Source organism: Amycolatopsis cynarae (genome assembly GCF_026802195.1).
Lineage (GTDB): Bacteria > Actinomycetota > Actinomycetes > Mycobacteriales > Pseudonocardiaceae > Amycolatopsis_E > Amycolatopsis_E rhizosphaerae.
In genome coordinates, this window is the sequence record NZ_CP113836.1 from 2,192,259 (window position 1) to 2,218,556 (window position 26,298).

Sequence of the window (26,298 nt, forward strand, 5' to 3'; positions counted from 1 at the left end):
GAGCCACCCATGACCCATGCCCTGACCAGACCCACCGACGCGCAGGCACCGCCGCCCGGGGTCCGGCCGGACGCCGTCGTGGCCGTACTGGCCTTCTCCGGGATCGTGGTCTCGCTCATGCAGACCCTGATCATCCCGCTGGTGCCCGTACTCCCCCAGCTGCTCAGGGCCTCGGCGTCCGACACGAGCTGGGCGATCACCGCCACGCTGCTCGCGGCCGCCATCGCCACGCCGACCATGGGGCGGCTGGGCGACATGTACGGCAAGCGCCGGATGCTGCTGCTGAGTGTCGCGATGCTCGTCGTGGGCTCCGTCGTGTGCGCCCTGTCCTCCGCGCTGGCGCCGATGGTCGTCGGCCGCGCCCTGCAGGGCCTGTCATCCGGCGTCATCCCGCTGGGCATCAGCATCATGCGGGACGAACTGCCCGTCGAGCGGCTCGCCGGGGCGACCGCGCTGATGAGCGCCTCGCTCGGCGTGGGCGGCGCGCTCGGTCTCCCCGCGGCCGCCTTCCTCGCCCAGAAGGCCGACTGGCACGTGCTGTTCTGGACGGCCGCGGGCCTCGGCGCGGTCGCCGCCGTGCTCGTGTTCTCACTCGTGCCCGAGTCGAAGGTCCGGGCGGGCGGGCGGTTCGACCTGCCGGGCGCGCTCGGCATGTCGGTCGCGCTGCTGTGCCTGCTGCTGGCGATTTCGAAGGGCAGTGACTGGGGCTGGGGCAGCGGTCTGACCCTGGGGTTGCTCGGCGCGGCGGTGGTCATCCTGCTCGCCTGGGGCCGGTGGGAACTGCGCACCCCGCAGCCGCTGGTGGACCTGCGCACCACCGCGCGCCGCCAGGTGCTGCTGACCAACATCGCCTCCGTCGTCTTCGGGTTCGCGATGTTCGCCATGTCACTGGCGTTCCCGCAGCTGATCGAGTTGCCGAAGAGCAGCGGATACGGACTGGGCCAGACCATGCTCGTGGCGGGCCTGGCGATGGCGCCGGGGGGCCTGCTGATGATGGCCACGGCACCGCTGTCGGCGCGGATCTCGCGGACCATGGGCCCCAAGGTCACCCTCATGACCGGCGCCGTGGTGGTCGCCGCGGGCTACGGCCTGAGCGTGCTGCTGATGTCGGCGGTGTGGCAGCTCATGATCGGCGCCGCCGTCGTCAGCGCCGGGATCGGTCTCGCCTACGGTGCCATGCCCGCACTGGTGATGGGTGCCGTGCCGGTGTCCGAGACGGCCGCCGCCAACAGCCTCAACACGCTGATGCGGTCGATCGGCACCTCGGTGTCCAGCGCGGTCGCCGGGGTCGTCCTGGCCCACGTGACCATGAAGCTCGGCCCGGTCACCCTGCCCGCGCAGAACGGGTTCCGCATCATCCTGGCCGTCAGCGCGTGCGCCGCGCTCGGCGCGCTGGTGATCGCGGCGTTCCTCCCGGGGCGGCGGCCGTCCGTCACGGCGCGGCCCGCCGCCGAAAGCGCTGTCCCTCCGGCCGAACCGCCCGCGGCGGGCGAGATCAGCGGTTCGCTGCGCACCGCGGCCGGTGCGGTCGTGGCCGACGGCACCGTCACGGTGACCGGTCCCGACGGCCGTCAGGTCAGCCGGGCCCGCGCCGGCGCCGACGGGGGTTACGCGGTGCGCGGGCTGCGGCCGGGCACCTACACGATCATCGTCACGGCGCCGGGGTTCCAGCCGGAGGCGGTGTCGGTCTCGCTCAACGGGGCGGGCGCGGTCCGCGACTTCGCACTGGCCGGGGGCGGTGTGGTGACCGGTGTCGTCCGCCGTATCGGCGGCGCCGCTCCGGTCGCCGGTGCCACCGTGGCCGCCACCGACGTCACCGGCCGGGTGGTCGGCAGCACCGTCTGCGCGGAGGACGGCACCTTCTCCCTCGCCGGGCTGCCCGCCGGGGAGATCACCGTCGTCGCGCAGTTGCCGAGCCATGTGCCGCACGCGGAAACCGTCGTGATCACGGGGCAGGAGCCCGCCGTGGCCGACCTGTTCCTGCGGGCGATCGGACGGCTGCACGGCACGGTCACCGACCCCGGCGGCCGGGGTCTGGCCAGGGCCACCGTCTCCGTCACCGCCGAGGACGGCGACCTCGTCGCCAGCGTCGTGACCGACGACGACGGCCGGTACGAACTGCGCGACCTCGCTCCCGGCGAGTACACCGTGGTGACCAGCCTCTATACGCCGACCGTGCGGCACGTCAGCCTCACCGTGGGCGAGCCCGCGATCGTGGATGTCGACCTGGTCGCCACGGAACCGCGCTAGGAACCAACGGACAGCGGGGCGCCGCGAGGGGACCCCTCACAGTCGTATCGACCGTGCGGGGTCCCCTCACGGCAACGCGCAGCCCCCCTTCGCAGGCGTGCCATCAGGTCAGGCCGTGGAGCAGGAGGTCGGCGACGGCGCCGGGGACGAGCGGGTCGGCGTCGGGCGTGAGCGCGTTGGCCGAGGAGGCCGCGACGAGCATGCGGGCCGCGGTGCGGTGCCGTGCGGTCGGGGCCGGGTGCCCGGTGATCCCGGTGAGGTAGGCGGTGATCGTGTCGGTGATGTGGTCGTGGATTTCGCGGGCGCGGGCCTGGAGTTCGGGGTGGTGCTCGCCCTCCCGGAAGACGATGCGGTGCATCGGGGTCTGTTCGCCCAGCAGGCGGCACAGCCGGGCCCACAGTTCGGTGATCGCGGCGCGGGGGTCGGCGGGCGGAGGGGCCGGGACGAGATCGGCCAGGGTCTGGGTGGACCGTTCCCGGATCAGGGCCAGCAGCAGGCCCTCCTTCGTGCCGAAGTGGTAGAAGATCAAGCCCTGCGGGACCTCGGCCGCCGCGGCCAGCCGGGCGGTCGAGGTGCGGGCGTAGCCGCGCTCGGCGAACAGGTGCTCGGCCGCGGCGAGGATGCGGTCGCGGCCGGAGGGGCGTTCGGCGGTCACGGTGGCCGAGTGTGTCAGAACTCGGTGACCCCGGCGTCGGGTGCCAGTTCGTGCGCCGTGACGTACTTGGACTCGTCGGAGGCGAGGAACAGCACGGTGTCGGCGACGTCCTCGGGTTCGGTGATCGTCACCGGCAGCAGGTTGGTGAGCATGCCGGCCAGCCGCGGATCGCCCTCGAAGCCCTTCGCGAAGGCCGCGCCGAGCGTTTCGCCGGCCATCGGGGTGTTGACGCCGGTGGGGTGCACGCTGTTGACCCGGATGTGGTGCCGGGCCAGTTCGGTGGCGAAGGCCTTCGCCATCCCGCGCACGGCCCACTTGCTGGTGGTGTAGGGCAGCAGGAACGGCTGCACCTTCAGCCCGGCGGCGGAGCTGATCAGGATGATCGAGCCGCCGCCGCGTTCGACCAGGTGCCCGGCGCCCGCCATGACGGTGTTCCACACCCCGCGCACGTTGACGCCGAGGGTGTCGTCGAAGATCTGCTCGGTCACCTCGTCCCAGGGGCGTGGCACGCAGATCCCGGCGTTGGCCACGATGATGTCCAGCCCGCCCAGTTCCGCCACGGCGGGTTCCACGCCCGCGCGCAGGGCCGCCAGGTCCCGCACGTCGGCCTGGACCGCCCGTGCCCGCCGTCCGGTCTTCTCCACCAGCCGGACCGTCTCGTCCAGGTCCGCCGGTGTGGGGGAGGGGTAGGAGACGCTCGGCAGCGGGCCGGCGATGTCGACGGCGATGACGTCCGCGCCCTCCTGCGCCAGCCGGATCGCCTCCGCGCGGCCCTGCCCCCGGGCCGCGCCCGTGATCAGCGCTACCTTGCCCGCCACTCGTCCCGCCATGGTGAACCTCCGTCTTCCGCACCGCGTCGTGGGTGCCGTCATCCTGTCCCTGAGTGATCACTCAGTCAAGAGACCCGGCTTGTGGCGGAAGAAGAGTGAGTGTACGGTCACTCACGTGACGAAGCGCGGTGCCACCCTTTCCACGTCCGATGTCCGGCGCGACGCCGTGGTCGAGGCGGCCATCGCCGAGTTCGCCCGGTCCGGCTACCACAGCACGCCGATCAGCGCGGTGGCCGCACGGGCGGACATCTCCCCGGCGTACGTGTTCAAGCTGTTCCCCGGCAAGGTGGCGCTGTTCGTGGCCGCCCTGGACCGCTGCTACGAACTGGTCCTGCGGGCGCTCGCCAACGGCGCGGCGCGCGCGGACGGCGGCGATCCGGACGCCGTGCTGTCCGAGATGGGCGGCGCCTACGCCGAACTGATCGGGGACCGGAACCTGCTGATGCTCCAGGTGCACGCCCAGTCGGCGGCCGACGTCCCGGAGATCGCCGACGCCGTGCGCCGCGGCCTGGCCCGGGTGACCGAGTACGCCAAGACCCGTTCCGGCGCCGGTGATGCCGAGGTGCAGCGGTTCATCGCCTACGGCCAGTTGTGCCACCTGATCACCACGCTCGGGCTCGACGGGAACCGGCAGGGGTGGGCGGAGATCCTCAACGCCGGTATCCGGCACCCCGGGCGGTGAATCCACCGCCCGGAGGCTCGGGCATTTTTTTCGACCGTCGAGTGATTGACCAGTCACACACCACAGGAGGAGAAGACCGATGACGACAGAAACCTCCCGCGTCACCGCGGTGGAGATCGTCCTTCCCGGCCGCGTCGAGCCGCGGGGACTGGTGGTCAGCCGGCGCGAACTGCCGGGCCTGGAGCCCGGACAGGCTCTCGTGCGGGTCGAGGCCAGCGGCGTCTCGTTCGCCGAACAGCAGATGCGCAGGGGGAAGTACTACGACCAGCCCCCATTCCCGTTCGTGCCCGGTTACGACCTGGTCGGCACCGTCGTGGCGGTCGGCGCCGGGGCGGACCGCGCGCTGACCGGGCGGCGGGTGGCCGCGCTGACCAAGACCGGCGGCTGGAGCAGCCACCGGGTGCTGGCCGCCGCCGACCTGGTCCCCGTACCGTCCACACTGGACCCCGCCGAGGCGGAGACCTTCGTGGTCAACGGGATCACCGCGTGGCAGATGCTGCACCGCGTCGCCAAGGCCCGGGCCGGGCAGACGGTACTGGTGCACGGGGCGAACGGCGGGGTCGGCTCGACGCTGGTCCAGCTCGCCCGGGCCGCGGGCATCCGGGTGATCGGCACCGCCTCGGCCCGCAACGCCGCCGCCGTCGAAGCGCTCGGCGCCACTCCCGTCGACTACCGGGGCGACGTCCCCGCCCGGGTCCGGGCGCTGGCGCCCAGGGGAGTGGACGCGGTGTTCGACCACGTCGGAGGCCCCGGCATCGTCGATTCGTTCCGCCTGATGGCGCCGGGCGGGACGCTTGTCGCCTACGGCACGGCGTCGACGAAGGACGAGGAAGGCAACTCCCGGCTGCCGGTGCTGAAGCTGCTCGGCCGTCTGCTGCTGTGGAACCTGTTGCCCAACAAGCGAAACGCGCACTTCTACAACATCTGGGCCGGCAAGGGGAACGCGAGCCGGTTCCGCGCCCGGATCGCCGAGGACCTGACCGCCGTGTTCGACCTGGCCGCGCGCGGGACGCTGCGCGCCCAGGTGGCGGCCACGTTCCCCCTGACCGAGGCGGCCGAGGCGCTCGAACTGGCCGAGTCCCGGACCGTCACCGGCAAGGTCGTGCTCGTCCCCGGGCACTGAACATCCCGCCGCGACCAATGCCGTCACCGTCTTGACAGTAACGGAATCGGCCCGCAGACTTCGGTGACTGTTTAGACGGTGACGGATGTGCTCCAGGGAAGGAAGCGGCATGTCGGTAGGGACATCGCGGGAAGACGGCGCCCTCTCGCCACCCCGCAACGGCACGGAGGCGGGTGTCGCGGCCCGCCTGGAGCGGCTCCCGCTGTCGCGGTACCAGCGTTCGCTGTTCCTCGTCATCGCCACCGCGTGGCTGTTCGACTCGGTCGACCGGCATCCCCGGCTTCCTCTCGGCCGCCTGCCTCATCGAAAAGGCGGGCCGCAAGGGATGCCTGGCGGGCTACACCCTGGCCGCGGCCCTCGCCGCTTCGCCTACGGCCACGCGGGCGACACCGCGAGCCTGCTCATCGCCGGGTCGTTCCTGCAGTTCTTCTTCTTCGGCATGTGGTCGTCGATCTACGCCTACACCCCCGAACTCTTCCCGACCAGGCTGCGCCGCCTCGGCGCGCTCATCGGCCCGTCGCTCGTCCCGCTCGTCCTCACCGCCGGAGGCACGACCCTCGTCGTCGCCTTCCTGCCCGAAACGAAGCACCGCACCCTGGAGGAGATCTCCCGATGACCGCGCAGGCCCCGGTACCGCCCGACGAGTACCTGTACTTCCTCAACCGCGCCTTCGGCGGGATGCTGTCGGCGCTGGTCGAACTCGGTGAGCCGCTGGCCACCGCCCGGCCCGCGCTGGACGGTGCGAACAGCGCTTATTCGATCGTGTTCCACTGCGCCGAGGTGGCCGAATACTGGATCGGGCACGTGTTCGCCGGGCGGCCCTCCGCACGCGACCGGGCCGCCGAGTTCGCGGCGGCGGGCACCCTGGACGAACTCCGGACCCGGATCGACGCCGTGACGGCCCGGATCCGGGCGGATCTGCTCGGCGCCGATTTCGCGGCCCCGCCGTCGAACCCGCCCGAGCCCGGCTACGAAGGGCCGGAACGGCCGCTGACCCGCGTGGGGGTCCTGCTGCACGTACTGGAGGAACTGGCGCAGCACCACGGCCAGGTCCAGCTCACCCGCGACCTCCTCCTGGCGGGAGTGAAGCGATGACGACGGGCGCGACGGACCCGCTGTTCGACGATCTCCGTGTCGCGGACCTCCGGAAGAGCCACGGCGTGAAATGGGGCAGGGTCACCGGAGACGTCCTGCCCGCCTGGGTGGCGGACATGGACTTCCCGGTGCCGGAGGTGGTCTCCGACGCGATCGGGGAGGCGATCCGGAACGGGGCGCTGGGCTATCCGGACTGGCCGGACGGCAACCCCCTGAGGGCGGCGTTCGCGCAGCGGATGCGCGAACGCCACGGCTGGGAGATCGACCCCGCCGCCGTCCGGGAGCACACCGATCTCATCCAGGGGCTGCAGCTCCTGCTGCACCTGGCCACCAGCCCCGGTGACGCGGTGGCCGTCCAGACCCCGAACTACCCGCCGTTCCTCGCGACCATCACCACGATGGGGCGGCGGCGGGTCGATTCGCCCTGGAAGCGGACCGCCGACGGATGGGAACCGGACATCGCGGGGCTCGCCCGCGCGGTCGCCGCCCACGACTGCCGGGTGCTCCTGCTGGTCAACCCGCACAATCCGACCGGACGCGTGTTCACGCGCGACGAACTCGGCGAGATCGCCGCGCTCGCGCGCCGGCACGACCTGCTGGTGATCAGCGACGAGATCCACGCCGAACTGACCCATGCGCCGCACCGGCACATCCCGTTCGCTTCGCTGAGCGAGGACACCGCGAAGCGGACCGTGACGCTGACCTCGGCGGGCAAGGCGTTCAACCTCGCGGGCCTGCGCTGCTCGGTGGTGCACTACGGTCCGCCGCGCCTGCTGGCCGTGCGGGACGCGCAACCCCCCGACCTCTACGGCACGGTGTCGACGCTCGGTGTGGCGGGCACGCTGGCCGCGTGGCGGCACGGGGCGGGGTGGCAGGCCCGGCTGGCCCGGGTGCTCGACCGGAACCGGCAGCGCGTGGCGGACGCTTTCGGCGAGTGGGCCGGTGCGGCGGCCGAACCGCCACCCCAGGCGGGATATCTGTACTGGTTCCGGGCGGACCACCTCGGTGTGAGCGCCGCGGACCCGGTCGCCGAGGTGCTGGAGCGGGCCGGGGTCCTCCTCGACGGCGGGGCGGGATTCGGCGCGGACGGCCAGGCCCACCTCCGGTTGAACTTCGCGACCGGCGCGGCGGTGCTGGAGGAGCTCCTGGCCCGGCTGGGCGCCCTCGTGCGCCGCTGAACCCTTCCGGCGCGGTCTACGCCTGTTCCGCCAGGCGTTGCCTGCGCCGGTAGTTCGCGGCCTTGACCCGGTTGCCGCATTCGGCCATGCCGCACCAGCGCCGCGGCTTGCCGCGCGAATGGTCGACGAACAGGCGCGTGCACTCCGGGCGGCCGCACTCGCGGACCCGGTCGAGCTCCGCCGACCCGATCAGCTCGATCGCGTCCCGCGCCACGGTCGACAGCACGGCGACCAGGTCGCCCTGGCGCTCGAGGGCGCCCTCGGCGGTGAGCACGGAACGGACCGGCGGCGGGTCCGCCAGCGCCTGCAGTTCGGCCGTCGCGACCCGGCGCGGCGCGTCCACCCGTACCGCCGCGTAGACGAGTTCGCGCAACCGCCGGACCGCCTCCGCGTCCGCGCCGTCCAGCCGGGGCGGCTGCGTGAGCAGCTGCGCCTCGACGATCCAGCCTGCCGCGCTCGGACCGTCCGGCAGCAGCTCCTCCGGCTCGTCGCGCCGCCACTTCAGCGTCCCGGCCAGGTCCAGCGAGATACGGCCGCTCACGAACACATGCACGTCACCATTCTGACGGTGACGTCAAGCGGTCGCGGTGGCGGAGTGCGCGAGTTGCGGCGCGGCCCGCGCCAGTAGGTTGGAGGGGAAGACTTGCCGCGAGGGAGGAAGAAACGTGCGTCTGAAGGTGGGTTACAAGGCGTCGGCCGAGCAGTTCGGGCCCCGTGACCTGGTCGAGTACGCCGTGCGCGCCGAGGAACTGGGACTGGATTCGGTCATGGTGTCCGACCACTTCCTGCCGTGGCGGCACGAGGGCGGGCACGCGCCGTTCGCGCTGGCCTGGATGTCGGCGGTGGCCGAGCGGACCAGCCGGGTGCAGATCGGCACCAGCGTGCTGACCCCGACGTTCCGGTACAACCCGGCGGTGATCGCGCAGGCGTTCGCCACCATGTCGCTGCTGTCGAACGGCCGGGTGCTGCTGGGTGTGGGCACCGGTGAGGCGCTCAACGAAATCGCCGTCTCGGGCCGGGAGTGGCCCGAGTTCAAGGAGCGCTTCGCGCGCCTGCGCGAGGCGATCAAGCTCATGCGGGAGCTGTGGACCAGCGACAACGTGTCGTTCGATGGCGAGTACTACCAGCTGGTCAACGCCAAGATCTACGACCGGCCGGACCAGCCGGTGCCGGTGTACGTCGCCGCGGGCGGCCCGGTGGTCGCCAAGTACGCGGGCCGGTCCGGGGACGGGTTCATCTGCACCTCGGGCAAGGGCATGGAGCTCTACACCGACAAGCTGATGCCCGCGGTCGCCGAGGGCGCCGCGGCGGCGGAGCGGGACGTCGAGGGAATCGACCGGATGATCGAGATCAAGATGTCCTACGACCGGGATCCGGAGCAGGCGCTGGCCAACACGCGGTTCTGGGCGCCGCTTTCGCTGACCCAGGAGCAGAAGCACAGCGTGTCCTCCGCCGAGGAGATGGAACGGCTGGCCGACGAACTGCCGATCGAGCAGGTCGCCAAGCGGTGGATCGTGGCCTCCGACCCGGACCAGGCCCTCGCCCAGATCAAGCCGTACGTGGACGCCGGTCTCAACCACCTGGTCTTCCACGGCCCCGGCCACGACCAGGAGCGTTTCCTGACCCAGTTCACCGAGGACGTGCTCCCGAGGCTGCACGCCCTGGGCTGACGAGGCGGCCGTTCGCGGGGGAGGACACCCGCGAACGGCCCGCCCGGAACCGGCGCCGCAGCCGCTGTTCCGGAACCCCGGTCCTTACCTCGCCCGCTACGCTGGTCCGGCGTTGATCGGCGAGACCGGGAGGCCAGTCGTGATCCACCATGTGCAGGTCTGCTGCCCCGAAGGTGCCGAGGACCGCATCCGGCAGTTCTACGGCGGGACGCTGGGCTGGACCGAACTGCCGAAGCCCCCGGTGCTGGCGGCACGCGGTGGCTGCTGGTTCCGCGTGCCCGGCGTCGGTGGCCCCGACGGTGAACTGCACGTCGGCGTCGATCAGGACTTCCGGCCCGCACTCAAGGCCCATCCGGCGTTCGTGGTCGAGGTCGACGCGGTCGCGGAGGCGCTGGCGCGGGACGGATATCCGGTGCGGTGGGCGGACCCGGCGGAGATCCCCGGCCGGCGTCGCTTCCACACCGACGACCCGGTTGGCAACCGGCTGGAATTCCTTTCCGCCTGATCACCAGGGGAGGGGGCCCGAGGCGTCGAAGTAGCCCCCGGTGGGGCCGTCCGGGCCCACCTGCGCCATCCGGACGATGATCTCGGCGCCCTCCTCGACGGTCTGCGTGCCCGTGCGGCCGTTGAGGTCCGTCGCGGTGTAACCGGGCTCGACCGCGTTGATCCGCAGGCCCGGGAACGCCTTCGCGTACTGCACGGTGAGCATGTTGACCGCGGCCTTCGAGGCGGGATAGGCGACCCCGGGGTAGGCGTGCGTCGGAGTGTCCGGAGTGGACATCCTGGTGAGCGAGGCGAGGCCGCTGCTCACGTTGACCACGACGGGGGCGGGGGAGGCCAGCAGCAGCGGCAGGAACGCGTGGAGGACGCGGACCACACCGAAGACGTTGGTGTCGAAGGTCGTGCGCATCAGTTCCGCGGTCAGTTCCGCCGCGCCCGGCACCCCGTTGTCCGGATTCCGCGGTTCGATGCCGGCGTTGTTCACCAGCACGTCCAGCCCGCCGTCGGCCTCGACGGTCTTCGCCGCCGCGGCGACGGACGCGTCGTCGGTGACGTCGAGGAGGACCAGCCGCGCACCCAGCCGTTCGGCGGCCCGGCGGCCGCGCTCGGCGTCGCGGCAGCCGAGGTAGACGGTGTGACCCGCTTCGACGAGGCGGCGGGCGGTCTCGAAGCCGAGTCCCTTGTTGGCTCCGGTGATCAGTGTTGTCGTCATGGCCCCGACTCTCCGCCCCGGCGCCGTGACCGGCCAGTCGTCCCGTCTTCCTGGGACCACGGGTACCAGGAAGTTCCGTGCGGTCCCGGGCAGACTGGAGGGCGTGGCGGCGACGGAATTCGGGCGGGCGGTGCGGCGGTGGCGTGACCGGGTGCCGCCGGAGGCCGTGGGGCTGCCCGCGGGCGGGCAGCGGCGCGCGGCGGGCCTGCGCCGCGAGGAACTGGCCATGCTGGCCGGGATCTCCGCCGACTACGTCACCCGCCTCGAGCAGGGCCGCGCCGCCAACCCGTCGGGGCAGGTGGTGGACGCGCTGGCGCGGGCGCTGCGCCTGTCGGCGACCGAGCGCGGGCACCTGTTCCGGCTCGCCGGGCAGGTGCCGCCGGGCCCGGAGATGGTACCGGCGTACCTCACCCCGAGCGTCCAGCGGCTGGTGGACCGGCTGGCCGACACCCCCGTCGGCGTCTACGACGCGGCATGGACGCTGCTGCTGGCCAACCCGCTGTACGCGGCGTTGATGGGGGATCCGTCCGGATGGACCGGCAACGAACGCAACGGTGTGTGGCGCAACCTGGTCGGCCCCGGCAGCCGCGTTCGCTTCACCGTGGACGAACGGCGCGCGTTCGAGGCCGCGCTCGTCGCCGATCTGCGCGCGACCGCGAGCCGGTATCCGGCCGACCGGAACCTGCGGCGCCTGATCATCGAGCTGCGGGCGAACAGCGCCCGGTTCGCCGAGTTGTGGGATTCCGGCGTGGTCGGCTCGCACGTGGCCGCGCGCAAGACCATCGACCACCCGCGGGTGGGTGCGCTGACCCTGGACTGCGACATCCTCACCGTGGCGGGCAGTGATCTGCGGGTGATGATCTACACGGCCGAGCCGGGCAGCGAAGACGCCGAACGGCTCGCGCTGCTCTCCGTCCTCGGCACCCAGTCGCTCGTGGGCTGAGTCAGCCCGCGGGTTCCGTGCATCACACCTCCGACGCCATGCCTTGCCTTCCAAGACGACCGGTCATATTGTCGGTGTCGATCACGGAAGGGAAAGAGCAATGGAAACCAAACCCCGGCTTCCCCTCAACACGCTCGGCATCGGCTTCGGTCTCGCCGGTCTCGCCGGGACCTGGACGGCGGCGGGACCGGCACTCGGTGCGCCCAAAGCCGCCGGTGAGATCCTCTGGGGGGTGGCGGCCGTCGCCTGGCTCGTCACGCTCCTCCGGTACGCCGCCGCGGCCCGGCTCCGCGACATCGCCGAGGACCTGCGCCACCCGGTGCTCGGACCGTTCGCCGCGCTCGCCCCGACCACCGGTTCGCTGCTCGCGGCCCATCTCGCGACCTTCCTTCCGGCCACCGGCCGGGTGCTGGTCTGGGTGATGCTCGCGGCCGCCGTCGCGTTCGGTGCCTGGTTCCTGGCCTCGATGCTCACCGTGCCGCGGCAACTCGCGACGCTGCACGGCGGTTACCTCCTGCCGACGGTCGCGGCCTCGCTCATCGCCTCGCAGTCCCTCGCGACCATCGGCCACCGCGATGCGGCCACGGCCCTGTTCGCCGTGGGAATCCTGTTCTGGCTCCTGATCGGCGCCGTCCTGCTCGGGCGGTTCGCCACGGGCGACGCGCTGCCCGGGCCGCTGCTGCCCACGCTCGCGATCTTCTCGGCGCCGCCGGCGGTGGCGGGCAACGCCTGGTGGGCGATCGCCGGTCCGCGGATGAGCACCATGCACGAGGTCCTGCTCGGCACCCTCGCCGCGCTGCTGCTGCCGCACCTGTTCCTGCTCCGCCGCTATCTGCGCCTTCCGTTCGTGCTCGGCTTCTGGGCCTTCACCTTCACCACGGCGGCGAGCGCGACCTACGGCGTGCGGCTGCTGACCCTGGCGCCGTCGCCACTGCACACGATGATCGCCTGGCTCGTGGTCACCGTCGCCACCGTGCTCATCGGCGCGGTCGCCGGGCGTTCGCTCGCCCTGTTGAACCCGCCCCGGCGACTGCGCGAAGAGGACCGGTCGCCCGCGGCGGTCCGATGAGGCTTGACAGTGCTAAGATGAACGGTCATATTGGAACCATGCCGCAGGTAAGCGTGAAGAACAAACTGGTCGAACACGCCGAGGACGTGTTCCGCCGCCAGGGATTCAACGGCGCGAGCGTGCAGGACATCACGAAGGCCGCGGGCGTGCCGAAGGGGTCGTTCTACAACCACTTCGCCAGCAAGGAAGCGCTCGCGGCGGAGATCATGCACCGCTACGCGCGATCCGTCGACTACTCCGCCCTCAAGGAGGACGGTCCGGTGCTCGCGCGGCTGCGCAAGCACTTCCTCGCCCAGGTCGCACGCACCCGGGGCACCGGGGTGGAGTTCGGGTGCCTGCTCGGGACGTTCGCCAGCGACAGCGTGACCGCGGGCGAGAAGGTGCGTGCGGCCGTGCGGGAGACGCTCGACCACTGGACCGCGACCGTGGCCGAGGCGATCAAGGCGGGTCAGGCCGCCGGTGAGATCACCGCGGACCGCCCCGCCGCGACGCTGGCGGCCTTCCTGATCGACTCCTTCGAGGGCGCCACGCTCCGCGCCAAGACCCGGGGAGACCAGTCGGGCGTCGACGACGAACTCGACCTCGCCCTGGCCGCCCTCCGCGCCTGACCCACCCATCCCGCCGGAGGACTGGGGCGAGCCGTGAAGGGTCCCTTCACAGCTGAATCGACTGTGAAGGGACCCTTCACGGCCGACGCCCTCACCCGGACCGGCTCAGGGCGTCCGCTCGCACCGGCGCTTGAGGCAGGCGCCTTCCCGGTCGACATAGCGCCGGGTCCGTGAGCCGGTGAGCAGCCACAGCAGCGGGGCCAGCGGTCCCGTCACGTCCAGGGTGAGGCGCGCCCGGGTCCCCTCGCCCGCGAGCGGGGTGAGGAAATGGCCCCCTTCGATCACGTAGCCCGGCCCCTTCGTGCGCCAGGTGAACGAACTGTCCGGGGTCAGTTCGGTGACCTCCCAGGTCAGCTCGGTCATCTTCGGCTGTTTGACCCGGGCGCGGGTCCCCACGCCGAAGGGGCCGTCGCCGAGCAGGCTCACCCGTTCCACGGTTTCGCACCAGTCGGGCCAGTCCGTCACGTCCCGCAGTACGGGCCAGACGGCATCCATGCCGGCCTGAATGTCCACAATGGTCTCATGTCGCATGCCGCCCTCCAGTGGCTTCGTCGCCCGGTGATCACGATAGTGCCCGCCAGGCCCGGCCGAGGCGGTGAATTCCCTCCCGGATCCCTTCCGTGCTCGCGGCGCCGAGGTAGCTCAGGCGCAGGTGCGGCGCGGGGGCCTCGGCCGGGAAGTACGGCCTGCCGGGGGTGACGGCGACCCCGGCGGCCAGCGCCGCCGCGGCGAGTGCGGTCTCGTCGGTGCCGTCCGGCAGGCGCAGCCACAGGTGATAGCCGCCGCGCGGTATTGCGTTCAACGGCAGGGGAAGTTCTTCGCGCACGGCTTCGGCCATCGCGTTCCGCCTGTCCCGCAAGGTGTCCGCGAGGGTGCGGAGATGCCTTGCCCAGGCGGGGGAGCCGACGAGTTCGAGTGCGGTTTCCTGAAGCGGGCGGGAAACGAAGAAGCTGTCGATCACCTGGATGGCCCGCAGTCGCTCCATCGCGGGCCCACGCGCGGTGAGCGCTCCGACCCGGAGACTGGGCGAAGTGACCTTCGTCAGCGACCGCACGTGCACCACCATGCCGTCGGGGTCGTCGGCCGCGAGCGGTCGGGGGAGGGGCGGCGCGTCGGTGTGGGCGAGACGGCGGGCGAAATCGTCCTCCACGACGAAAGCGTTCGCCCGACGAGCGATCCGCAGCACCTCGTGCCTGCGGGCGGCCGACAGGCTCACACCGGTGGGGTTGTGGAACAGGGGCTGGCAGACGAACGTCTTCGCCCCCGTCGTCCGGAAGGCCTCCTCCAGCAGATCGGTCCGCACTCCCTCGGCGTCCACGGGCACCGGGACCGGGCGCAGGCCCGAGGCTCGTGCGGCGGCGAGGATGCCGGGATAGGTGGGTGATTCCACGAGGACGGGGGCGCCCGGGGCGGTCAGCGAGCGCAGCGCGGTGTTGAGCGCGCTCTGGCCACCCGCGGTGACGAGGACGTCGGCCTCGCCGAGGGCCTGGTCCGGGCCCGCGATGTCCCGGGCGAACCAGGCCCTGAGGTCGGGAAGTCCTTCGACCGGGGGCCGGTCCCAGGTGCCGGGCCTCCGTCCCGCCCTGGCGAGCGCGGCGGCGAGGGCGCGCTCGGGTTGCAGCGAGGGGTGCGGATAGCCGCCGTTGAGGTCGATCGAGCCGGGCGGCGGCGCGGTGAGGGTGGCCAGCAGGCCGGACGCGTCCGCGCCACGCGGCTCGATCCGCCCTTCGCCCGCGCCGAGAGTGACCTCCTGCCAGGACACGTCACCCCGGGGCGGCGGCCCCGGCCGCCGCCCGCCGCGGAAGACCCCCGCGCCGGGACGGGAGATCACCAGGCCTTCGGCGGCCAGTGCCGCGATCGCGCGGGAGACCGTCACCGGACTCACCCGGTACCGCTCCATCAGGGCACGACTGGACGGCAGTTTGCCGCCTTCCGGGTAGCGCTTGAGCTCGTTTCGGAGAATACCGGCAAGATGAGCCACACTGCTACCATCATTCATGACAGCTCACGATAGCGCTACTCTGCCCGGTGCGATAGCGGCGAACCGCGGCGGAACGGCCTTCGCCGCGCTGGGCGTGCTCCTCTTCTCCTTCAGCTTCCCCGCCACGGTCTGGGCGCTGACCGGCTTTGGCCCCTGGACGGCCACCGGCGCACGCGGCGTACTGGCCGCGCTCGCGGCCGCGGTGTGCCTGGCCGTGAGCCGGGTACCGGTCCCTGGGCGGCGGCACTGGCCGGGGCTTCTCGTCGTCGCCGGGGGATGCGTGGTCGGCTTTCCGCTGCTGACCACGCTCGCGCTGCGAACCTCCTCGACCGCCCACTCCGCGGTGGTCATCGGCCTGCTGCCCCTGGCCACTGCCGTGATCGGCGCCGTCCGCACCGGTGCGCGGCCTTCGCGGCTCTTCTGGGCCGGGGCGGTGACCGGCGCGGTCGCGGTCATCGCCTTCACGCTGCTGCAAAGCCACGGCAAACCGACCGCGGCCGATCTGTACCTGTTCGCGGCGCTCCTCGTGTGCGCCGCCGGTTATGCCGAAGGCGGGCGGCTCGCCCGGCACATGCCGGGGTGGCAGGTCATCGCCTGGAGCGTGCTCGCGGCGCTGCCGGTCACCCTCGTCGCGACCGTGCTGGCCCTTTCGTCGGAACCCGCCCACCCCACCGCCCTGGCGCTGACGGGCCTCGGCTACGTCGCCGCGATCTCCCAGTTCGGCGGTTTCGTCGTGTGGTACCGGGGAATGGCCGCCATCGGGGTCACGAGGGCCAGCCAGCTCCAGCTCGCTCAGCCGCTGCTCACCCTTGCCTGGTCGGTGCTGCTGCTGGGAGAACGGGTGTCGCCGGTCGTGCCGTTCACCGCGGTGATCGTGCTGGTCTGCATCGCCGTGACGCAGCGGGCGCGGGGCTGACGGTTTTCAGTTCACCGCGAGGAAGTCGACGACGTCGGCGAACCGCCCGCGCCGCGCGTACGCGGCGCGCTGGCGGTTCGCGCCGCCGCCGGTCTCGTGGAGCCGGGCCAGTTCCTCGCGCGCGAACTCCAGATCCCCCGCGGTTTCGCGCAGCACCGGGGCGACCCGGTCCAGAAGCTCGTCCAGTTGCGCGAGCACGGGCATGAGTTCGCCGGTGAGCGGGTGCAGGCAGCAGCCGGGAACGCCGTCGCGGGCGGCGCGCCAGAGGTTGCCGCGCAGCACTTCCTGGGACACCGCGGGCGGCGGCGCGTCGAGATCGTCCAGTGCCAGACCGGCCAGGCCGCGGGCGAGAAGCCCCAGCAGCGTCGCTTCTCCGGGAGTGGCGGCCACGTCGCTGACGCGGAATTCCAGGGTGGGCTGCTTCTCGGAGAGCCGGATGTCCCAGTAGACCATCCCGCGGTCGAGCAGGGCGCCCGCGTGCAGCAGCGCCTCGACGAGGGACTCGTAGTGATCGGCGGAGGCGAAGACCGGTGGCGGTCCGGCGGAGGGCCACCGGGACCACAGGATGTGGCGCCAGCTGGCGTACCCGGTGTCTTCCCCGTCGTGGAACGGCGAGTTCGCGGTGAGCGCGAGCAGCACCGGCAGCCAGGGGCGGGCGTGGTTGGCCACCCGGACCCCGGTTTCCCGGTCCGGGATTGCCACGTGCACATGGCATCCGCAGGTGGTGCCGGTGTGCGCGAGGGCGCCGAAACTTCGGGCCATGCGACGGTAGCGCGGGGTGGGTGTGATGCGGGGAGGTACCGGTTCGGGCAGCAGCGGGCTCGCGGTGGGCACCAGGCGCAGCCCGCGTGCCCCGGCTTCGACGGCGAGCCGCTCCCGGAGCCGGTGGAGCTGCCCGGCCAGTTCACCGGCGCTCGAGCAGACACCGGTCGCCGATTCCACCTGGCACCGCGCGAGCTCCGGCTGCAGTTCGCCTTCGGGCTCCTCGGTCGCCTCGGCCACCTCGGGACCGCCGGGTGCGAGATGCCCGTCCGAATCGAGCAGCAGGAACTCTTCTTCGACACCCACGGTCAGCACTCGCCGGGGGTACCCGCGGCAGCGGACGGCCAACCGTCCTCAGTGGACCGTATAACGACCTATACGGCGGGTCTGGTTAGCGCCGCGGGCGACGGGGTACCCGGACAGTGTCCCCAACGACGAAAGGTATGGCAATGACTGCATCGGACAAGGCCGGAAACAAGGCGGAAGAGATCAAGGGACAGGCCAAGGAGAAGCTGGGCGAGGCCACCGGCAACGAGCAGTGGGAGGCCGAGGGCAAGAGCGACCAGGCCAAGGGCAGCATCAAGCAGGCCGGCGAGAAGGTCAAGGACGCCGTCAAGGGCGTGTTCGACCGGTAACGACCCCGCGCCGGGCGACGCGGTGGCCTCGATGTCCGAGGCCACCGCGTTGTGCTGTTGCCCGCAAGCCGCCGGAGGAGGAAACGGGAAACCTCCGGTTTCCGGGGCGGAGGGGACGTTTTCTTCGCCATAATCTCCGGTGCCAGTAACCGGAGATCAGGAGGAATCGTCGTGCCGGAAATCTTCGTCAACTACCGGACCGGGGACGGCGAACAGGCCGCCGCCCTCCTCGAACGGGAGCTGTCGCGTCGCTTCGGGACGAACAGCGTTTTCCGTGACAGCAAGTCGATCCGGCCGGGAGACGACTACCGGATCGCGCTGAACACCGCCTCCGCCGGCGCCCGCGTCCTGCTCGTCATCATCGGCGAAAAGTGGCTGGACGCCCTCGATAGAAAGGGAAACCGGGCGCTGGACAACGAGGAGGACTGGACTCGCCGGGAAATCGTCAACGCGCTCGACCACGGTGTCCGCGTCATCCCGATCCTGTGCGACAAGGCCCAGCCCCTGACTCCCGCCGCGCTGCCCGCCGAGCTGTCCCGGCTCGCCGATCACCAGTTCCTTCGCTTCTCCACCAGGAACACCGAAGCCGATCTGAACACGATCGCGGCCGCGCTCGCCGACCTCGTCCCGGGTCTGGTGGACTCGACCGCCGAGAAGGCCGCGCCGGAGCCGGGGAGTGTGTACAACTCCAACACCGGCACCGTGCACGGTGGTCTGGTCCAGGCGCGCGACATCCACGGCGGTTCGGTCGGCGGAATCGTGATCAACAACGGATACACCGGTCCCCAGTACGCCGGGCCCGTTTTCCAAGGGCCCGTGACCGGCTATGTCGGCGGCGACAACTCGGGCGGCATTCACCAGAACATCGGCGCGGAGCAGCGGGAAGAACAGCGGTGACCGAAACACCCGGCGTTCCGGTGCCGCCGCACGACGGCGCCCAGCAGCAGTACTACCACTCGGTGGTCGTCAACATCTCCGAGATGTCCGAGATCGTGGCCCGGCAGGCCCGGGAACCCCGGCTGGTGCCCGCGGAGGACCTTCGCTGGCTGAGGCCGCGCTTCCTCGCACCACCCGGCCTGGGGCTCGCCCGCGCCCGCCTGCAGGAGTCCCGGATGGTGCTGCTCACCGGGCAACCGGGCAGCGGCAGGCGTACCGCGGGGAAGATGCTGCTGAGCGAGTCGGCCGCACCGGGCAGCCCGTTCACCATGCTGGACGACGAAGCCCACGATCCCCGTGAGAAGTTGAGTGAGGTTCACCCCGACTCCGGGCACCGGCTCCTGCTCGACCTTTCCGCCAGCACCGACGAGGCCTTCCGCTGCCGTCAACGGGAACTGCCCGCGTTCCGGACGGTGCTCCGGCAACGCGACGCGTACCTCGTGGTCGTGGTTCCCGACCGGCGCGAGCACCAGATCGACGGCGAGCTGTCCGAGTTCGTCGTGCGGATCGGCAGGCCCGACGGCGCCGTGGTGCTGCGCAGGCACCTCGAGTCGGCCAGCATCTCTCCAGGGGAGCGGGACCTCGGTGCCAAGCCGCTGGTGGCCCACCTGGCCGCGCCGATGCGGGACATCGCCGAACTGGCACGCATGGTGGTGCAGGCCCGCGATCGCGGCACTCCGGGGGGAGTGCGGGCGTGGCTCGACGAAGCCGTCTCCGCCGTGGACCGCGGCGGCGAGGTTTCCGACCAGATGCGGAAGTACTCCTCCGGCCGGATGCGGGCGGTGCTCCTCGCGGCGGCGATGTGCGAAGGCGCGTCGGCCGATGCGGTGTTCTTCGCGTCCGACCACCTGCTCCGGCTGCTCAAGGTCGGTGAGTCGGCGTCGCGGCTGGAGCAGGACGGCCATCACGCCAATCTGGACGTCCTCGGGGTCGAACTCGGCGAGGACGACGCGGCCCGCTTCGGCCGGTACGCCTACGACCGCGCCGTGCGGAGCCATTTCTGGGATAACTACCCCGATCTGCGCGAGCGTTTTCGGGATTGGGCCGACGAGATCGTCCGCCTGCCCCAGTTGATGCCGCGGGACCGGAAGCGGATCGTCGAACGCTTTGTGGAACAGTCGTTCCGGGCCGGCACCCCCGACCCCGTGGTGACCCTGGTCACCGGCTGGGTGAGGCCGAAGCAGAACGAACCGAAGTACCTGGTGGAACTGGGCGTGCAGGCGCTGCTGACCGGACTACGGGACGAGCGGCACGGCTGGCGGTTCCGGCGGCTGGTGTACGACTGGTCGTGCGACGAGGCGCTCCCGGCCGATCTGGGCCAGTTGGTCGTCGAGGTGTGCACGGAGGTGATCGCGCCGGACTTCCCCGACCAGGCCCTGGTGCGGCTGCACCACCGGGCGCGGCGCGAGGACGGTTCCGGGCGGCCCTCCGCGCGGCGGGCGCTGTGGCAGCTCACCGGGCGCGACCGGATGCTGTTGCGGCGATGGCTCTCCAGGCTCACGGAGAAGATGCAGCAGCCGGGGAGGTGGCAGCGCGCCGACGTCGCGTTGTTCCTGGACGTGGCCGTGCCCTTGCACGCCGGTTACGACGGTGCTCGGGGCCAGGCACTGGTCACGGACGCCTCGCTGAGGTCGTCTGTGGTGACCGGTTGGCGAGTGGGGATGGTTGTGCAACCGGATCTGATCTGGGCCGCGGTGCCCCGGTGGCTCTCGGCCGCCGCGGCGAGCCCGGCGCCGGACCGACTGCTGGCGATCCTGGTCGAAGCGGCGGACCGCGATGTCACCCTGCTCGGGGACCTCCACGTGGTCGCCCGGAACTGGAGCCTCCACGAGCACGGCGGCCCCGAGGTGGCCGCCCGGCTGGCCCGGCTGATCGACCGGGCACAGGGGATCGAGCCCGCTGACTTCGTCCTGCCGCGTGAGACCGAGGAGGCTGTTCGATGAGCAAGGAAAACGGGATCCTGCTGTCCGGCCTGGCCGTCGCGGCGGTGCTCCCGCTCGCGCTGGGCTGGCTGCTCGCCTGGCCCGCCTGGGTGACCGCGCCGGTGTTCGTGCTCGTGACGGCCGGGATCTACCGGAAACTCAGGCACGCGAACCCGTCGGCGGCCGATCACGTCGGCGCACTGCTGGACAAGATCGGCCTCTACCAGGGCAACAACGTGCGCGACCTGACCGCGCGCCGGATCGCCCAGTTCCTCGAGGCGGCGGGCAAACCGGAGATCGCGCGCGAGGTACTGCGGAGGTTCGACGCCCCGCCGAGCACTCCCGTCCGCCTGCCGGAGGGCCCTCCCGCCGGGACACGGGCACGCCCTCTCGAACCCCAGGGGTGACGCCGAGCCCGTACTTGTTCACGGCTCGCCCCAGCCCCGCATTGACGCGGTGGGACTCCGGCCACCGAAGCGCGGGCAGGCGCGCGCCGGTGGGTATGGTGGCTTTCCGGACATCGCACCCCAGTGCGGCGGTGTTGGGTGTGTGGCGTGACGATGCCGGGAGACCGATGTCGGGGGAGTGGTGATCACGGGTGTACTCACTGTGGCAGCACGGTGTGCTGGCTGTGCCGGGCGGAGCGGGAGCGCTGGGGCATGCCCGCGAAGTGCTGCTGGGCGAGTCCGCCGAGCCCGTGCAGATCGGCGAGCTGAGTTCGCCGGTGCCGGACCGGGTACTGCTGGAGGCCACCTGGGTGGAGGGCCGCGCTCAGGTCCGGGCGTTGCTGGTGCTCGACGAGCCGGAGGACGGGGGCGGCAGGCTCCGGTGGCGGCTGCTGGCCCTGTCGGACCGGGCGTGGCAGCCCAGTTCGTCCTCTCCCGTGACGCGGCTGGGCCTGCCGGAGGTGGGCGTGTGCAGCGATCCGGCCGGTGTGCCGATGCTGATCGCCCCGGACAACCACGTCGGCTCCAGCGGAGCGGACACCGAGGCGTGGGGCGCGCAGACCGCCGCGAGGCTGCGGCATCCCGACCGTAGTGCCGGGCTGGCCGTCGTCACCGTCGAGGCGGTGACCGACGTGGCCAACGACCCGTCGGTGATGTTGCCGCAGTTCGGCTGGCCCGGCCTGCTGACCTGCGTGATCATCGACGAGAGCGCCCGCACCGCGCTGAACCACCACTGCCGGGAAACCCCCGTGCCGGAGCGCGGGGCGAGGCTGTTCCCCGCAGTCTGCGACACCGTCCCCGCCGATGTTCTCCAGACCAGCCACCTCACCAAGTCCGGGCTGGCCACGATGGTGCGCCGGGTGCTGGCCGCCCGGCAGGACGCTCCGCTGCCGGTCTGGGCCGGTGAGAAGGACATCGCCGCCTGGATCGAACGGGCCCCGGCGGCCGCCGCGGCCGGGGCAGGCGTCCGGGAACACAGCGAACCGCCCCAGCCGCGTTCGGCGCCGCCGGAGCCGGGTTGGATCGAACGGGAACGCCTGCTGGCCGAGGAGAACGCCCGGTTGCGGACGGAACTGGCCCAGGCGCAGGAGACCATCGCCGGGTTGCGGCGCGCCCTCGACGCGCAGCGGGGACCGGCCGCGCCCGCGCCGCTTCCGCCGGGCGGGCGGCACCACCGCCCCCAGCCGGTCGCCGTCGCGCCCACTTCCGAGCACGCCCGGTTTCCGCGCCAGGGCATGCCCCCGGCCCCGCCGCGCCACGCGGCGGGGAACCGTCCCGTCACCAGCGACGCGTTCGGCAGCTTCGGCGAGCTGATCAGCGCCGCCCGCAGCCGGTTGAAGCTGCTGGTGATCGGCGCGGACCCGGACGAGGCGGGGGCGCTGGACTCCCATCCGCGGGCCGCGCTGCTGCGGCGGGAGGCGTGGCGCGCGCTGTGCACGCTCCAGGTGTACGCCCACGCCAAGGCCACCGCACACGCCCAGAGACGGCGGCTGGGGCCGGAGTTGCGCAACCTGCTGCAGTTCGTGTCGTCCGGGCAGGAGGGCGCGCTGATCGGCGAGGCCAGCATCAAGCTGAAGGAGCCGCCGGATCTGGCGCAGCATCCCGTCTACCGGCGCCGCCGCACCTACCCGGTTCCCAAGACCGTCGACGATTCCGGCTGGGCGTTCTTCCCCGCCCACATCCGGCTCGGCGGGGAGTCCGGGGTGCGGCTGCAGTTCCTGGACGACACCAGCCGTACCGGGAATGTCTACATTGGATACATCGGCGAGGATCGTTCGGCGCTCTGAAACGCGTCTTCGCCCGCAGTGGGTGGGGGCGCCCGTTCACCGATTGGTTGCGCCCTCGCCGCCCTGATAGCGTCGAACGCACTGAAAACCTCGTGCCGCCGAGGACGGCACGCCCGGCGGTGTGGCTCGCCGGGTGAGTGGACCGTTGGGTTCGACCTCGCCTGGCACCGGCCCTCAGGCGTCCGTTCAGGAAGGAGCGAACGCCGATGTTCACCAACGCCGACGAGGTTCAGCGGTTCCTCGCCGAACAGGAAGTCCGGTTCGTCGATGTCCGGTTCTGCGATCTGCCCGGCGTGATGCAGCACTTCACCATTCCGGCGGAGGCCTTCGACGCCGCGGCGTTCGAGGAGGGGCTCGCCTTCGACGGCTCGTCCGTGCGGGGCTTCCAGTCCATCCACGAATCGGACATGCTGCTGCTCCCGGATCCGTACACGGCGCGGCTCGACCCGTTCCGCGCCGAGAAGACGCTGATGATGAACTTCTTCGTGCACGACCCGTTCACCCAGGCGCCCTACAGCCGCGACCCGCGCAACATCGCCCGCAAGGCCGAGCAGTACATCAGCGAATCCACCATCGCCGACCGCGCGTATTTCGGCCCGGAAGCGGAGTTCTACATCTTCGACACGGTGCGGTTCGCCAACACCGAAAACGGCGCGTTCCACGAGGTCGATTCGGTGGAGGGCTGGTGGAACACCGGGCGCGAGGAGGAAGGCGGCAACCGCGGCTACAAGACCCCCTTCAAGGCCGGTTACTTCCCGGTCTCGCCACGGGACCACTTCGCCGATCTGCGGGACCAGATGGCGCTCAACCTGGCCGCCGTGGACATCGACGTGGAGAAGGGGCACCACGAGGTCGGCAGCGGCGGCCAGGCCGAGATCAACTACCGGTTCAACACCCTGCTCCACGCCGCCGACGACCTTCAGTTGTTCAAGTACATCATCAAGAACACCGCGTGGGAGAACGGGAAGAGCGTCACGTTCATGCCCAAGCCGCTCTACAACGACAACGGCTCGGGAATGCACTGCCACCAGTCGCTGTGGGACGAGAACGGCCCGCTGTTCTACGACGAGACCGGCTACGGGGGCCTGTCCGATCTCGGCCGCCACTACGTGGGCGGGATCCTGCACCACGCGCCGAGCCTGCTCGCGTTCACCAACCCGACGGTGAACTCCTACCACCGCCTTGTCCCCGGGTTCGAGGCCCCGATCAACCTGGTCTACTCGCAGCGCAACCGGTCGGCGTGCGTGCGCATCCCGGTCACCGGTTCCTCGCCGAAGGCCAAGCGGATCGAGTTCCGCTGCCCGGACTCGTCCGGCAATCCGTACCTCGCGTTCGCCGCGATGCTGATGGCCGGGCTGGACGGCGTCAAGAACAAACTGGAACCGCCCGCGCCGATCGACAAGGACCTCTACGAACTCCCGCCCGAGGAGGCACGGGGTGTGGCACAGGTGCCCGCCTCGCTGGAGGCCGTGATCGACCGGCTGGAGTCCGACCACGAGTTCCTGCTCGCCGGCGACGTGTTCACCCCCGACGTGATCGAGACCTGGATCGATTTCAAACGTGAGCACGAAATCGATCCGCTGCGTCTGCGGCCCCACCCGTACGAGTTCGCCCTGTACTACGACGTGTGAGGTGAAATCGGGTTCGGCCTGGTAAAACGCGTGACCAGCGTGTTCACTCCGCCTCGAAAAACTGCTGCGTGCCGATTACGCGTAGCAGCTCAAGCTTGTCGGCGGCATCCGTGCCCTCCAGCGGCAGGAGAACTCGCATCCGGATACCGGTCTCGGGCGTCACGAGCACCTGGCAACGCAGCCGGACCAGCCCGACCGTGGGGTGCTGGATATTCTTCAGATCGGTGCCTCGGACGGCCACATCGTGCCGGTCCCACAGAATCCGGAACTCCGCACTGTTCGCAGCGAGGTCGTTGACCAGCTCGGTGATCCGATCGTCTTCGGCCCGGCGGGAGTAGGTGGCGCGGAGGTCGCTGACGTGAGCCCTCGACAGGCGGTCCCGATCTGCTTCCGGAACGCGATCACGGGACGCTGGGCGGGTGAACCAACGCCAGTAGACATTGCTTTCCCGGCCAGGGCGAAGCCGGCCACGGCAGTGCAGAGCGTCATCGAGCGCGTTGGTGTGGAGCACCTCGCCGAGATCGTTGTAGACGCACGTCGGCAGGCCATCCAGGTGCACGGCAAGTTGACGCAGTCCCGGGCCGATATGGCGACCGACCTGCCGCGGCGGAATCGGCACACCGGCGAGGCGGAAGAGATGGTCCTTTTCATCCGGGGTGCACCGCAATGCGCGAGCGAGCGCGGCCACGACCGACTCCGACGGGTCGGAGCCGCGCGCCTGTTCCAGGCGCGCGTAGAAGTCGCTCGACACGCCGGCCAGTACGGCGACCTCTTCGCGGCGCAGGCCGGGCGTCCGGCGACGCGACGTTTCCGGCAGGCCGACGTCCGAGGGCGAGAGCCCCGCACGCCGCCGACGCAGGAATTCGGCGAGTCCGGGCCGGTCGATCACCGCATCAGTATGTCCCCGCCTATGCGGCCGCATCCAGGACCGGATCGGTCCTGGATGGACCAGCCCTGGCAGACCACGACGATCAGCCGCACGGTAGGGCCGTGACCAACAACTACGTCCAGCTCGCCCGGCGCATCCCCGTCCCGCAAGCAGTGCCCACCGTCTCGGTCAACCCGGTCACCCTGCCGGCGCCCGACCGCGGCCTCCCGCTGGAACTGCGGGTCACGGCCCCCCTGCGGGGCGACGCCCTGCCGATCGTGCTCCTGTCCCACGGTGGCGGCAGCTCGCACTATCTGAAGTCCAAGGACGGCTACTCGCCCCTCGTCGACTTCTACGCGAGCCACGGATTCGCCGTCATCCAACCGACCCATCTGAGTTCCCCCAGCGGCGGACTCGGCCTGGACAAGAACGCTCCCGGCTACCCGCTGTTCTGGCGATCACGGATCGACGACTTCGGACTCATCCTCGACAATCTGCACGCCATCGAGGCCCAGGCACCGGTGGTCGCCGGACGGCTTGACCCGGCGCGCGTCGCCGCCGTCGGTCACTCCGCGGGCGGTAACACCGTCAGCGCGCTGCTCGGCGCGCGGGCGACCGATCCGGCCAGCGGCACCGTCCTCGACCTGCTTGACCCCCGCATCAGCGCCGGTGTGCTGCTCGCCTCGACCGGCAGTGCCGAGGGCATGACCGGCACCATGCGCGAGCGGTACCCCGAGCTGGAAACCGACTTCTCCCACCTGACCACGCGGACCCTGGTCGTCTACGGCGACCAGGACGACAACCCCGCCGCCACCACCCGCGGCGCCGACTGGCACGCCGAGCCCTACCACCTCAGCCCCGGCGCCGACGCCCTGCTGACCCTCCCCGGTGCGAAGCACCACCTCGGCGGCATCATGGGCTACAGCCTCGCCGAGACCGACGACGAAGACCCCGAACGGCTCGCGGTCACCCAGCGCATGACGTGGGCCTACCTGCGATCGGCTCTCGATGCCGGTGACCCGGCGTGGCAACAGGCCACCGGCACCATTCGCAACAACCCATCACTCGCAAGTGTGCGCATCAAGTAGCCGCGAAGAA

General features: G+C 71.4%; 27 protein-coding genes. 19 read left to right on the forward strand and 8 right to left on the reverse strand.

Features of this window, described 5'->3' with window-relative positions:
* The first annotated feature begins 9 nt into the window (after positions 1 to 9).
* On the forward strand, positions 10 to 2,250 hold the full coding sequence (locus ORV05_RS10345; RefSeq protein ID WP_268758234.1) for an MFS transporter: 2,241 nt from the start codon (positions 10 to 12) through the stop codon (positions 2,248 to 2,250).
* A 103-nt stretch (positions 2,251 to 2,353) separates the two neighbouring features.
* Here the strand turns inward: ORV05_RS10345 and ORV05_RS10350 are convergent, their stop codons facing one another.
* Together ORV05_RS10350 and ORV05_RS10355 are read right to left on the reverse strand one after the other, a co-directional pair.
* Positions 2,354 to 2,905 (reverse strand): TetR/AcrR family transcriptional regulator, encoded by a 552-nt coding sequence (locus tag ORV05_RS10350; RefSeq protein WP_268758235.1) that lies wholly within the window; start codon positions 2,903 to 2,905, stop codon positions 2,354 to 2,356.
* Positions 2,906 to 2,919: 14 nt separating this feature from the next.
* Positions 2,920 to 3,735 (reverse strand): mycofactocin-coupled SDR family oxidoreductase, encoded by an 816-nt coding sequence (locus ORV05_RS10355; RefSeq protein ID WP_268758236.1) that lies wholly within the window; start codon positions 3,733 to 3,735, stop codon positions 2,920 to 2,922.
* Positions 3,736 to 3,850: 115 nt separating this feature from the next.
* On the opposite strand from ORV05_RS10355, the gene ORV05_RS10360 reads away from it, so the two are divergent.
* From ORV05_RS10360 to ORV05_RS10380, 5 genes are all read left to right on the forward strand, one after another.
* On the forward strand, positions 3,851 to 4,417 hold the full coding sequence (locus tag ORV05_RS10360) for a TetR/AcrR family transcriptional regulator (RefSeq protein ID WP_268758237.1): 567 nt from the start codon (positions 3,851 to 3,853) through the stop codon (positions 4,415 to 4,417).
* Between the two features lie 79 nt (positions 4,418 to 4,496).
* Positions 4,497 to 5,540, forward strand: coding sequence for a medium chain dehydrogenase/reductase family protein (locus ORV05_RS10365; protein WP_268758238.1), 1,044 nt, complete (start codon positions 4,497 to 4,499; stop codon positions 5,538 to 5,540).
* 109 nt (positions 5,541 to 5,649) lie between these two features.
* Positions 5,650 to 6,156: a hypothetical protein gene (locus ORV05_RS10370; protein WP_268758239.1), complete on the forward strand. Its 507-nt coding sequence runs from the start codon at positions 5,650 to 5,652 to the stop codon at positions 6,154 to 6,156.
* Positions 6,153 to 6,635 (forward strand): mycothiol transferase, encoded by a 483-nt coding sequence (locus ORV05_RS10375; protein ID WP_268758240.1) that lies wholly within the window; start codon positions 6,153 to 6,155, stop codon positions 6,633 to 6,635. The genes ORV05_RS10370 and ORV05_RS10375 overlap by 4 nt, the downstream gene beginning before the upstream one ends.
* Complete coding sequence (locus ORV05_RS10380) at positions 6,632 to 7,813, forward strand: MalY/PatB family protein (protein ID WP_268758241.1); 1,182 nt, start codon at positions 6,632 to 6,634, stop codon at positions 7,811 to 7,813. Before ORV05_RS10375 ends, ORV05_RS10380 begins: the two co-directional genes overlap by 4 nt.
* A gap of 16 nt (positions 7,814 to 7,829) precedes the next feature.
* Here the strand turns inward: ORV05_RS10380 and ORV05_RS10385 are convergent, their stop codons facing one another.
* Complete coding sequence (locus tag ORV05_RS10385; RefSeq protein WP_268758242.1) at positions 7,830 to 8,366, reverse strand: CGNR zinc finger domain-containing protein; 537 nt, start codon at positions 8,364 to 8,366, stop codon at positions 7,830 to 7,832.
* A gap of 112 nt (positions 8,367 to 8,478) precedes the next feature.
* Here ORV05_RS10385 and fgd point away from each other — a divergent pair, with 112 nt between their 5' ends.
* Together fgd and ORV05_RS10395 are read left to right on the forward strand one after the other, a co-directional pair.
* Positions 8,479 to 9,483 carry a glucose-6-phosphate dehydrogenase (coenzyme-F420) gene (fgd, locus tag ORV05_RS10390; protein ID WP_268758243.1) on the forward strand — a complete coding sequence of 335 codons (1,005 nt, stop codon included), beginning with the start codon at positions 8,479 to 8,481 and terminating at the stop codon, positions 9,481 to 9,483.
* A 139-nt stretch (positions 9,484 to 9,622) separates the two neighbouring features.
* Positions 9,623 to 9,988, forward strand: coding sequence for a VOC family protein (locus ORV05_RS10395; protein WP_268758244.1), 366 nt, complete (start codon positions 9,623 to 9,625; stop codon positions 9,986 to 9,988).
* Here ORV05_RS10395 and ORV05_RS10400 read toward each other — a convergent pair whose 3' ends face one another.
* On the reverse strand, positions 9,989 to 10,696 hold the full coding sequence (locus ORV05_RS10400; protein ID WP_268758245.1) for an SDR family oxidoreductase: 708 nt from the start codon (positions 10,694 to 10,696) through the stop codon (positions 9,989 to 9,991).
* A gap of 103 nt (positions 10,697 to 10,799) precedes the next feature.
* Here ORV05_RS10400 and ORV05_RS10405 point away from each other — a divergent pair, with 103 nt between their 5' ends.
* The 3 genes from ORV05_RS10405 to ORV05_RS10415 all read left to right on the forward strand — a co-directional run bounded on the left by ORV05_RS10405 (position 10,800) and on the right by ORV05_RS10415 (position 13,316).
* Complete coding sequence (locus tag ORV05_RS10405) at positions 10,800 to 11,639, forward strand: helix-turn-helix transcriptional regulator (protein WP_268758246.1); 840 nt, start codon at positions 10,800 to 10,802, stop codon at positions 11,637 to 11,639.
* A gap of 100 nt (positions 11,640 to 11,739) precedes the next feature.
* Positions 11,740 to 12,708: an SLAC1 family transporter gene (locus ORV05_RS10410; protein ID WP_268758247.1), complete on the forward strand. Its 969-nt coding sequence runs from the start codon at positions 11,740 to 11,742 to the stop codon at positions 12,706 to 12,708.
* A 38-nt stretch (positions 12,709 to 12,746) separates the two neighbouring features.
* The gene (locus ORV05_RS10415; RefSeq protein WP_268758248.1) at positions 12,747 to 13,316 is read left to right on the forward strand and encodes a TetR/AcrR family transcriptional regulator; all 570 of its coding nucleotides are present in this window, start codon (positions 12,747 to 12,749) and stop codon (positions 13,314 to 13,316) included.
* 105 nt (positions 13,317 to 13,421) lie between these two features.
* Here the strand turns inward: ORV05_RS10415 and ORV05_RS10420 are convergent, their stop codons facing one another.
* Together ORV05_RS10420 and ORV05_RS10425 are read right to left on the reverse strand one after the other, a co-directional pair.
* Positions 13,422 to 13,847: an SRPBCC family protein gene (locus ORV05_RS10420; RefSeq protein ID WP_268758249.1), complete on the reverse strand. Its 426-nt coding sequence runs from the start codon at positions 13,845 to 13,847 to the stop codon at positions 13,422 to 13,424.
* A gap of 31 nt (positions 13,848 to 13,878) precedes the next feature.
* Positions 13,879 to 15,315 (reverse strand): aminotransferase-like domain-containing protein, encoded by a 1,437-nt coding sequence (locus ORV05_RS10425; protein WP_268758250.1) that lies wholly within the window; start codon positions 15,313 to 15,315, stop codon positions 13,879 to 13,881.
* Between ORV05_RS10425 and ORV05_RS10430 the strand changes: the two genes are divergently transcribed.
* Positions 15,314 to 16,213, forward strand: coding sequence for a DMT family transporter (locus ORV05_RS10430; protein WP_268758251.1), 900 nt, complete (start codon positions 15,314 to 15,316; stop codon positions 16,211 to 16,213). The genes ORV05_RS10425 and ORV05_RS10430 overlap by 2 nt on opposite strands.
* 6 nt (positions 16,214 to 16,219) lie before the next feature.
* Here ORV05_RS10430 and ORV05_RS10435 read toward each other — a convergent pair whose 3' ends face one another.
* Positions 16,220 to 17,290, reverse strand: coding sequence for a carboxylate-amine ligase (locus ORV05_RS10435; protein WP_268758252.1), 1,071 nt, complete (start codon positions 17,288 to 17,290; stop codon positions 16,220 to 16,222).
* Between the two features lie 134 nt (positions 17,291 to 17,424).
* On the opposite strand from ORV05_RS10435, the gene ORV05_RS10440 reads away from it, so the two are divergent.
* The 6 genes from ORV05_RS10440 to glnA all read left to right on the forward strand — a co-directional run bounded on the left by ORV05_RS10440 (position 17,425) and on the right by glnA (position 24,332).
* Positions 17,425 to 17,610 (forward strand): CsbD family protein, encoded by a 186-nt coding sequence (locus ORV05_RS10440; RefSeq protein ID WP_268758253.1) that lies wholly within the window; start codon positions 17,425 to 17,427, stop codon positions 17,608 to 17,610.
* A 171-nt stretch (positions 17,611 to 17,781) separates the two neighbouring features.
* A complete protein-coding gene (locus ORV05_RS10445) occupies positions 17,782 to 18,507 on the forward strand; it encodes a toll/interleukin-1 receptor domain-containing protein (protein ID WP_268758254.1) in 726 nt (241 codons plus the stop codon).
* On the forward strand, positions 18,504 to 20,489 hold the full coding sequence (locus ORV05_RS10450) for a hypothetical protein (protein ID WP_268758255.1): 1,986 nt from the start codon (positions 18,504 to 18,506) through the stop codon (positions 20,487 to 20,489). The genes ORV05_RS10445 and ORV05_RS10450 overlap by 4 nt, the downstream gene beginning before the upstream one ends.
* Entirely contained in the window at positions 20,486 to 20,875 is a 390-nt protein-coding gene (locus tag ORV05_RS10455) for a hypothetical protein (protein WP_268758256.1), read from the forward strand. Before ORV05_RS10450 ends, ORV05_RS10455 begins: the two co-directional genes overlap by 4 nt.
* 191 nt (positions 20,876 to 21,066) lie before the next feature.
* Complete coding sequence (locus ORV05_RS10460; protein ID WP_268758257.1) at positions 21,067 to 22,701, forward strand: hypothetical protein; 1,635 nt, start codon at positions 21,067 to 21,069, stop codon at positions 22,699 to 22,701.
* A gap of 206 nt (positions 22,702 to 22,907) precedes the next feature.
* Positions 22,908 to 24,332 carry a type I glutamate--ammonia ligase gene (gene glnA, locus ORV05_RS10465; protein WP_268758258.1) on the forward strand — a complete coding sequence of 475 codons (1,425 nt, stop codon included), beginning with the start codon at positions 22,908 to 22,910 and terminating at the stop codon, positions 24,330 to 24,332.
* Positions 24,333 to 24,375: 43 nt separating this feature from the next.
* Here the strand turns inward: glnA and ORV05_RS10470 are convergent, their stop codons facing one another.
* Entirely contained in the window at positions 24,376 to 25,221 is an 846-nt protein-coding gene (locus ORV05_RS10470; protein WP_268758259.1) for a helix-turn-helix transcriptional regulator, read from the reverse strand.
* A 101-nt stretch (positions 25,222 to 25,322) separates the two neighbouring features.
* Here ORV05_RS10470 and ORV05_RS10475 point away from each other — a divergent pair, with 101 nt between their 5' ends.
* Positions 25,323 to 26,288: an alpha/beta hydrolase family protein gene (locus ORV05_RS10475; protein WP_268758260.1), complete on the forward strand. Its 966-nt coding sequence runs from the start codon at positions 25,323 to 25,325 to the stop codon at positions 26,286 to 26,288.
* Positions 26,289 to 26,298 lie beyond the last annotated feature (10 nt).

Coding starts and splice junctions, on each gene's coding strand:
- ORV05_RS10345 (WP_268758234.1), top strand. CDS start 10: ATGACCCATGCCCTGACCAGACCCACCGACGCGCAGGCACCGCCGCCC.
- ORV05_RS10355 (WP_268758236.1), bottom strand. CDS start 3,735: ATGGCGGGACGAGTGGCGGGCAAGGTAGCGCTGATCACGGGCGCGGCC.
- ORV05_RS10365 (WP_268758238.1), top strand. CDS start 4,497: ATGACGACAGAAACCTCCCGCGTCACCGCGGTGGAGATCGTCCTTCCC.
- ORV05_RS10370 (WP_268758239.1), top strand. CDS start 5,650: ATGTCGGTAGGGACATCGCGGGAAGACGGCGCCCTCTCGCCACCCCGC.
- ORV05_RS10375 (WP_268758240.1), top strand. CDS start 6,153: ATGACCGCGCAGGCCCCGGTACCGCCCGACGAGTACCTGTACTTCCTC.
- ORV05_RS10380 (WP_268758241.1), top strand. CDS start 6,632: ATGACGACGGGCGCGACGGACCCGCTGTTCGACGATCTCCGTGTCGCG.
- ORV05_RS10400 (WP_268758245.1), bottom strand. CDS start 10,696: ATGACGACAACACTGATCACCGGAGCCAACAAGGGACTCGGCTTCGAG.
- ORV05_RS10410 (WP_268758247.1), top strand. CDS start 11,740: ATGGAAACCAAACCCCGGCTTCCCCTCAACACGCTCGGCATCGGCTTC.
- ORV05_RS10415 (WP_268758248.1), top strand. CDS start 12,747: ATGCCGCAGGTAAGCGTGAAGAACAAACTGGTCGAACACGCCGAGGAC.
- ORV05_RS10420 (WP_268758249.1), bottom strand. CDS start 13,847: ATGCGACATGAGACCATTGTGGACATTCAGGCCGGCATGGATGCCGTC.
- ORV05_RS10430 (WP_268758251.1), top strand. CDS start 15,314: ATGACAGCTCACGATAGCGCTACTCTGCCCGGTGCGATAGCGGCGAAC.
- ORV05_RS10425 (WP_268758250.1), bottom strand. CDS start 15,315: ATGAATGATGGTAGCAGTGTGGCTCATCTTGCCGGTATTCTCCGAAAC.
- ORV05_RS10440 (WP_268758253.1), top strand. CDS start 17,425: ATGACTGCATCGGACAAGGCCGGAAACAAGGCGGAAGAGATCAAGGGA.
- ORV05_RS10455 (WP_268758256.1), top strand. CDS start 20,486: ATGAGCAAGGAAAACGGGATCCTGCTGTCCGGCCTGGCCGTCGCGGCG.
- glnA (WP_268758258.1), top strand. CDS start 22,908: ATGTTCACCAACGCCGACGAGGTTCAGCGGTTCCTCGCCGAACAGGAA.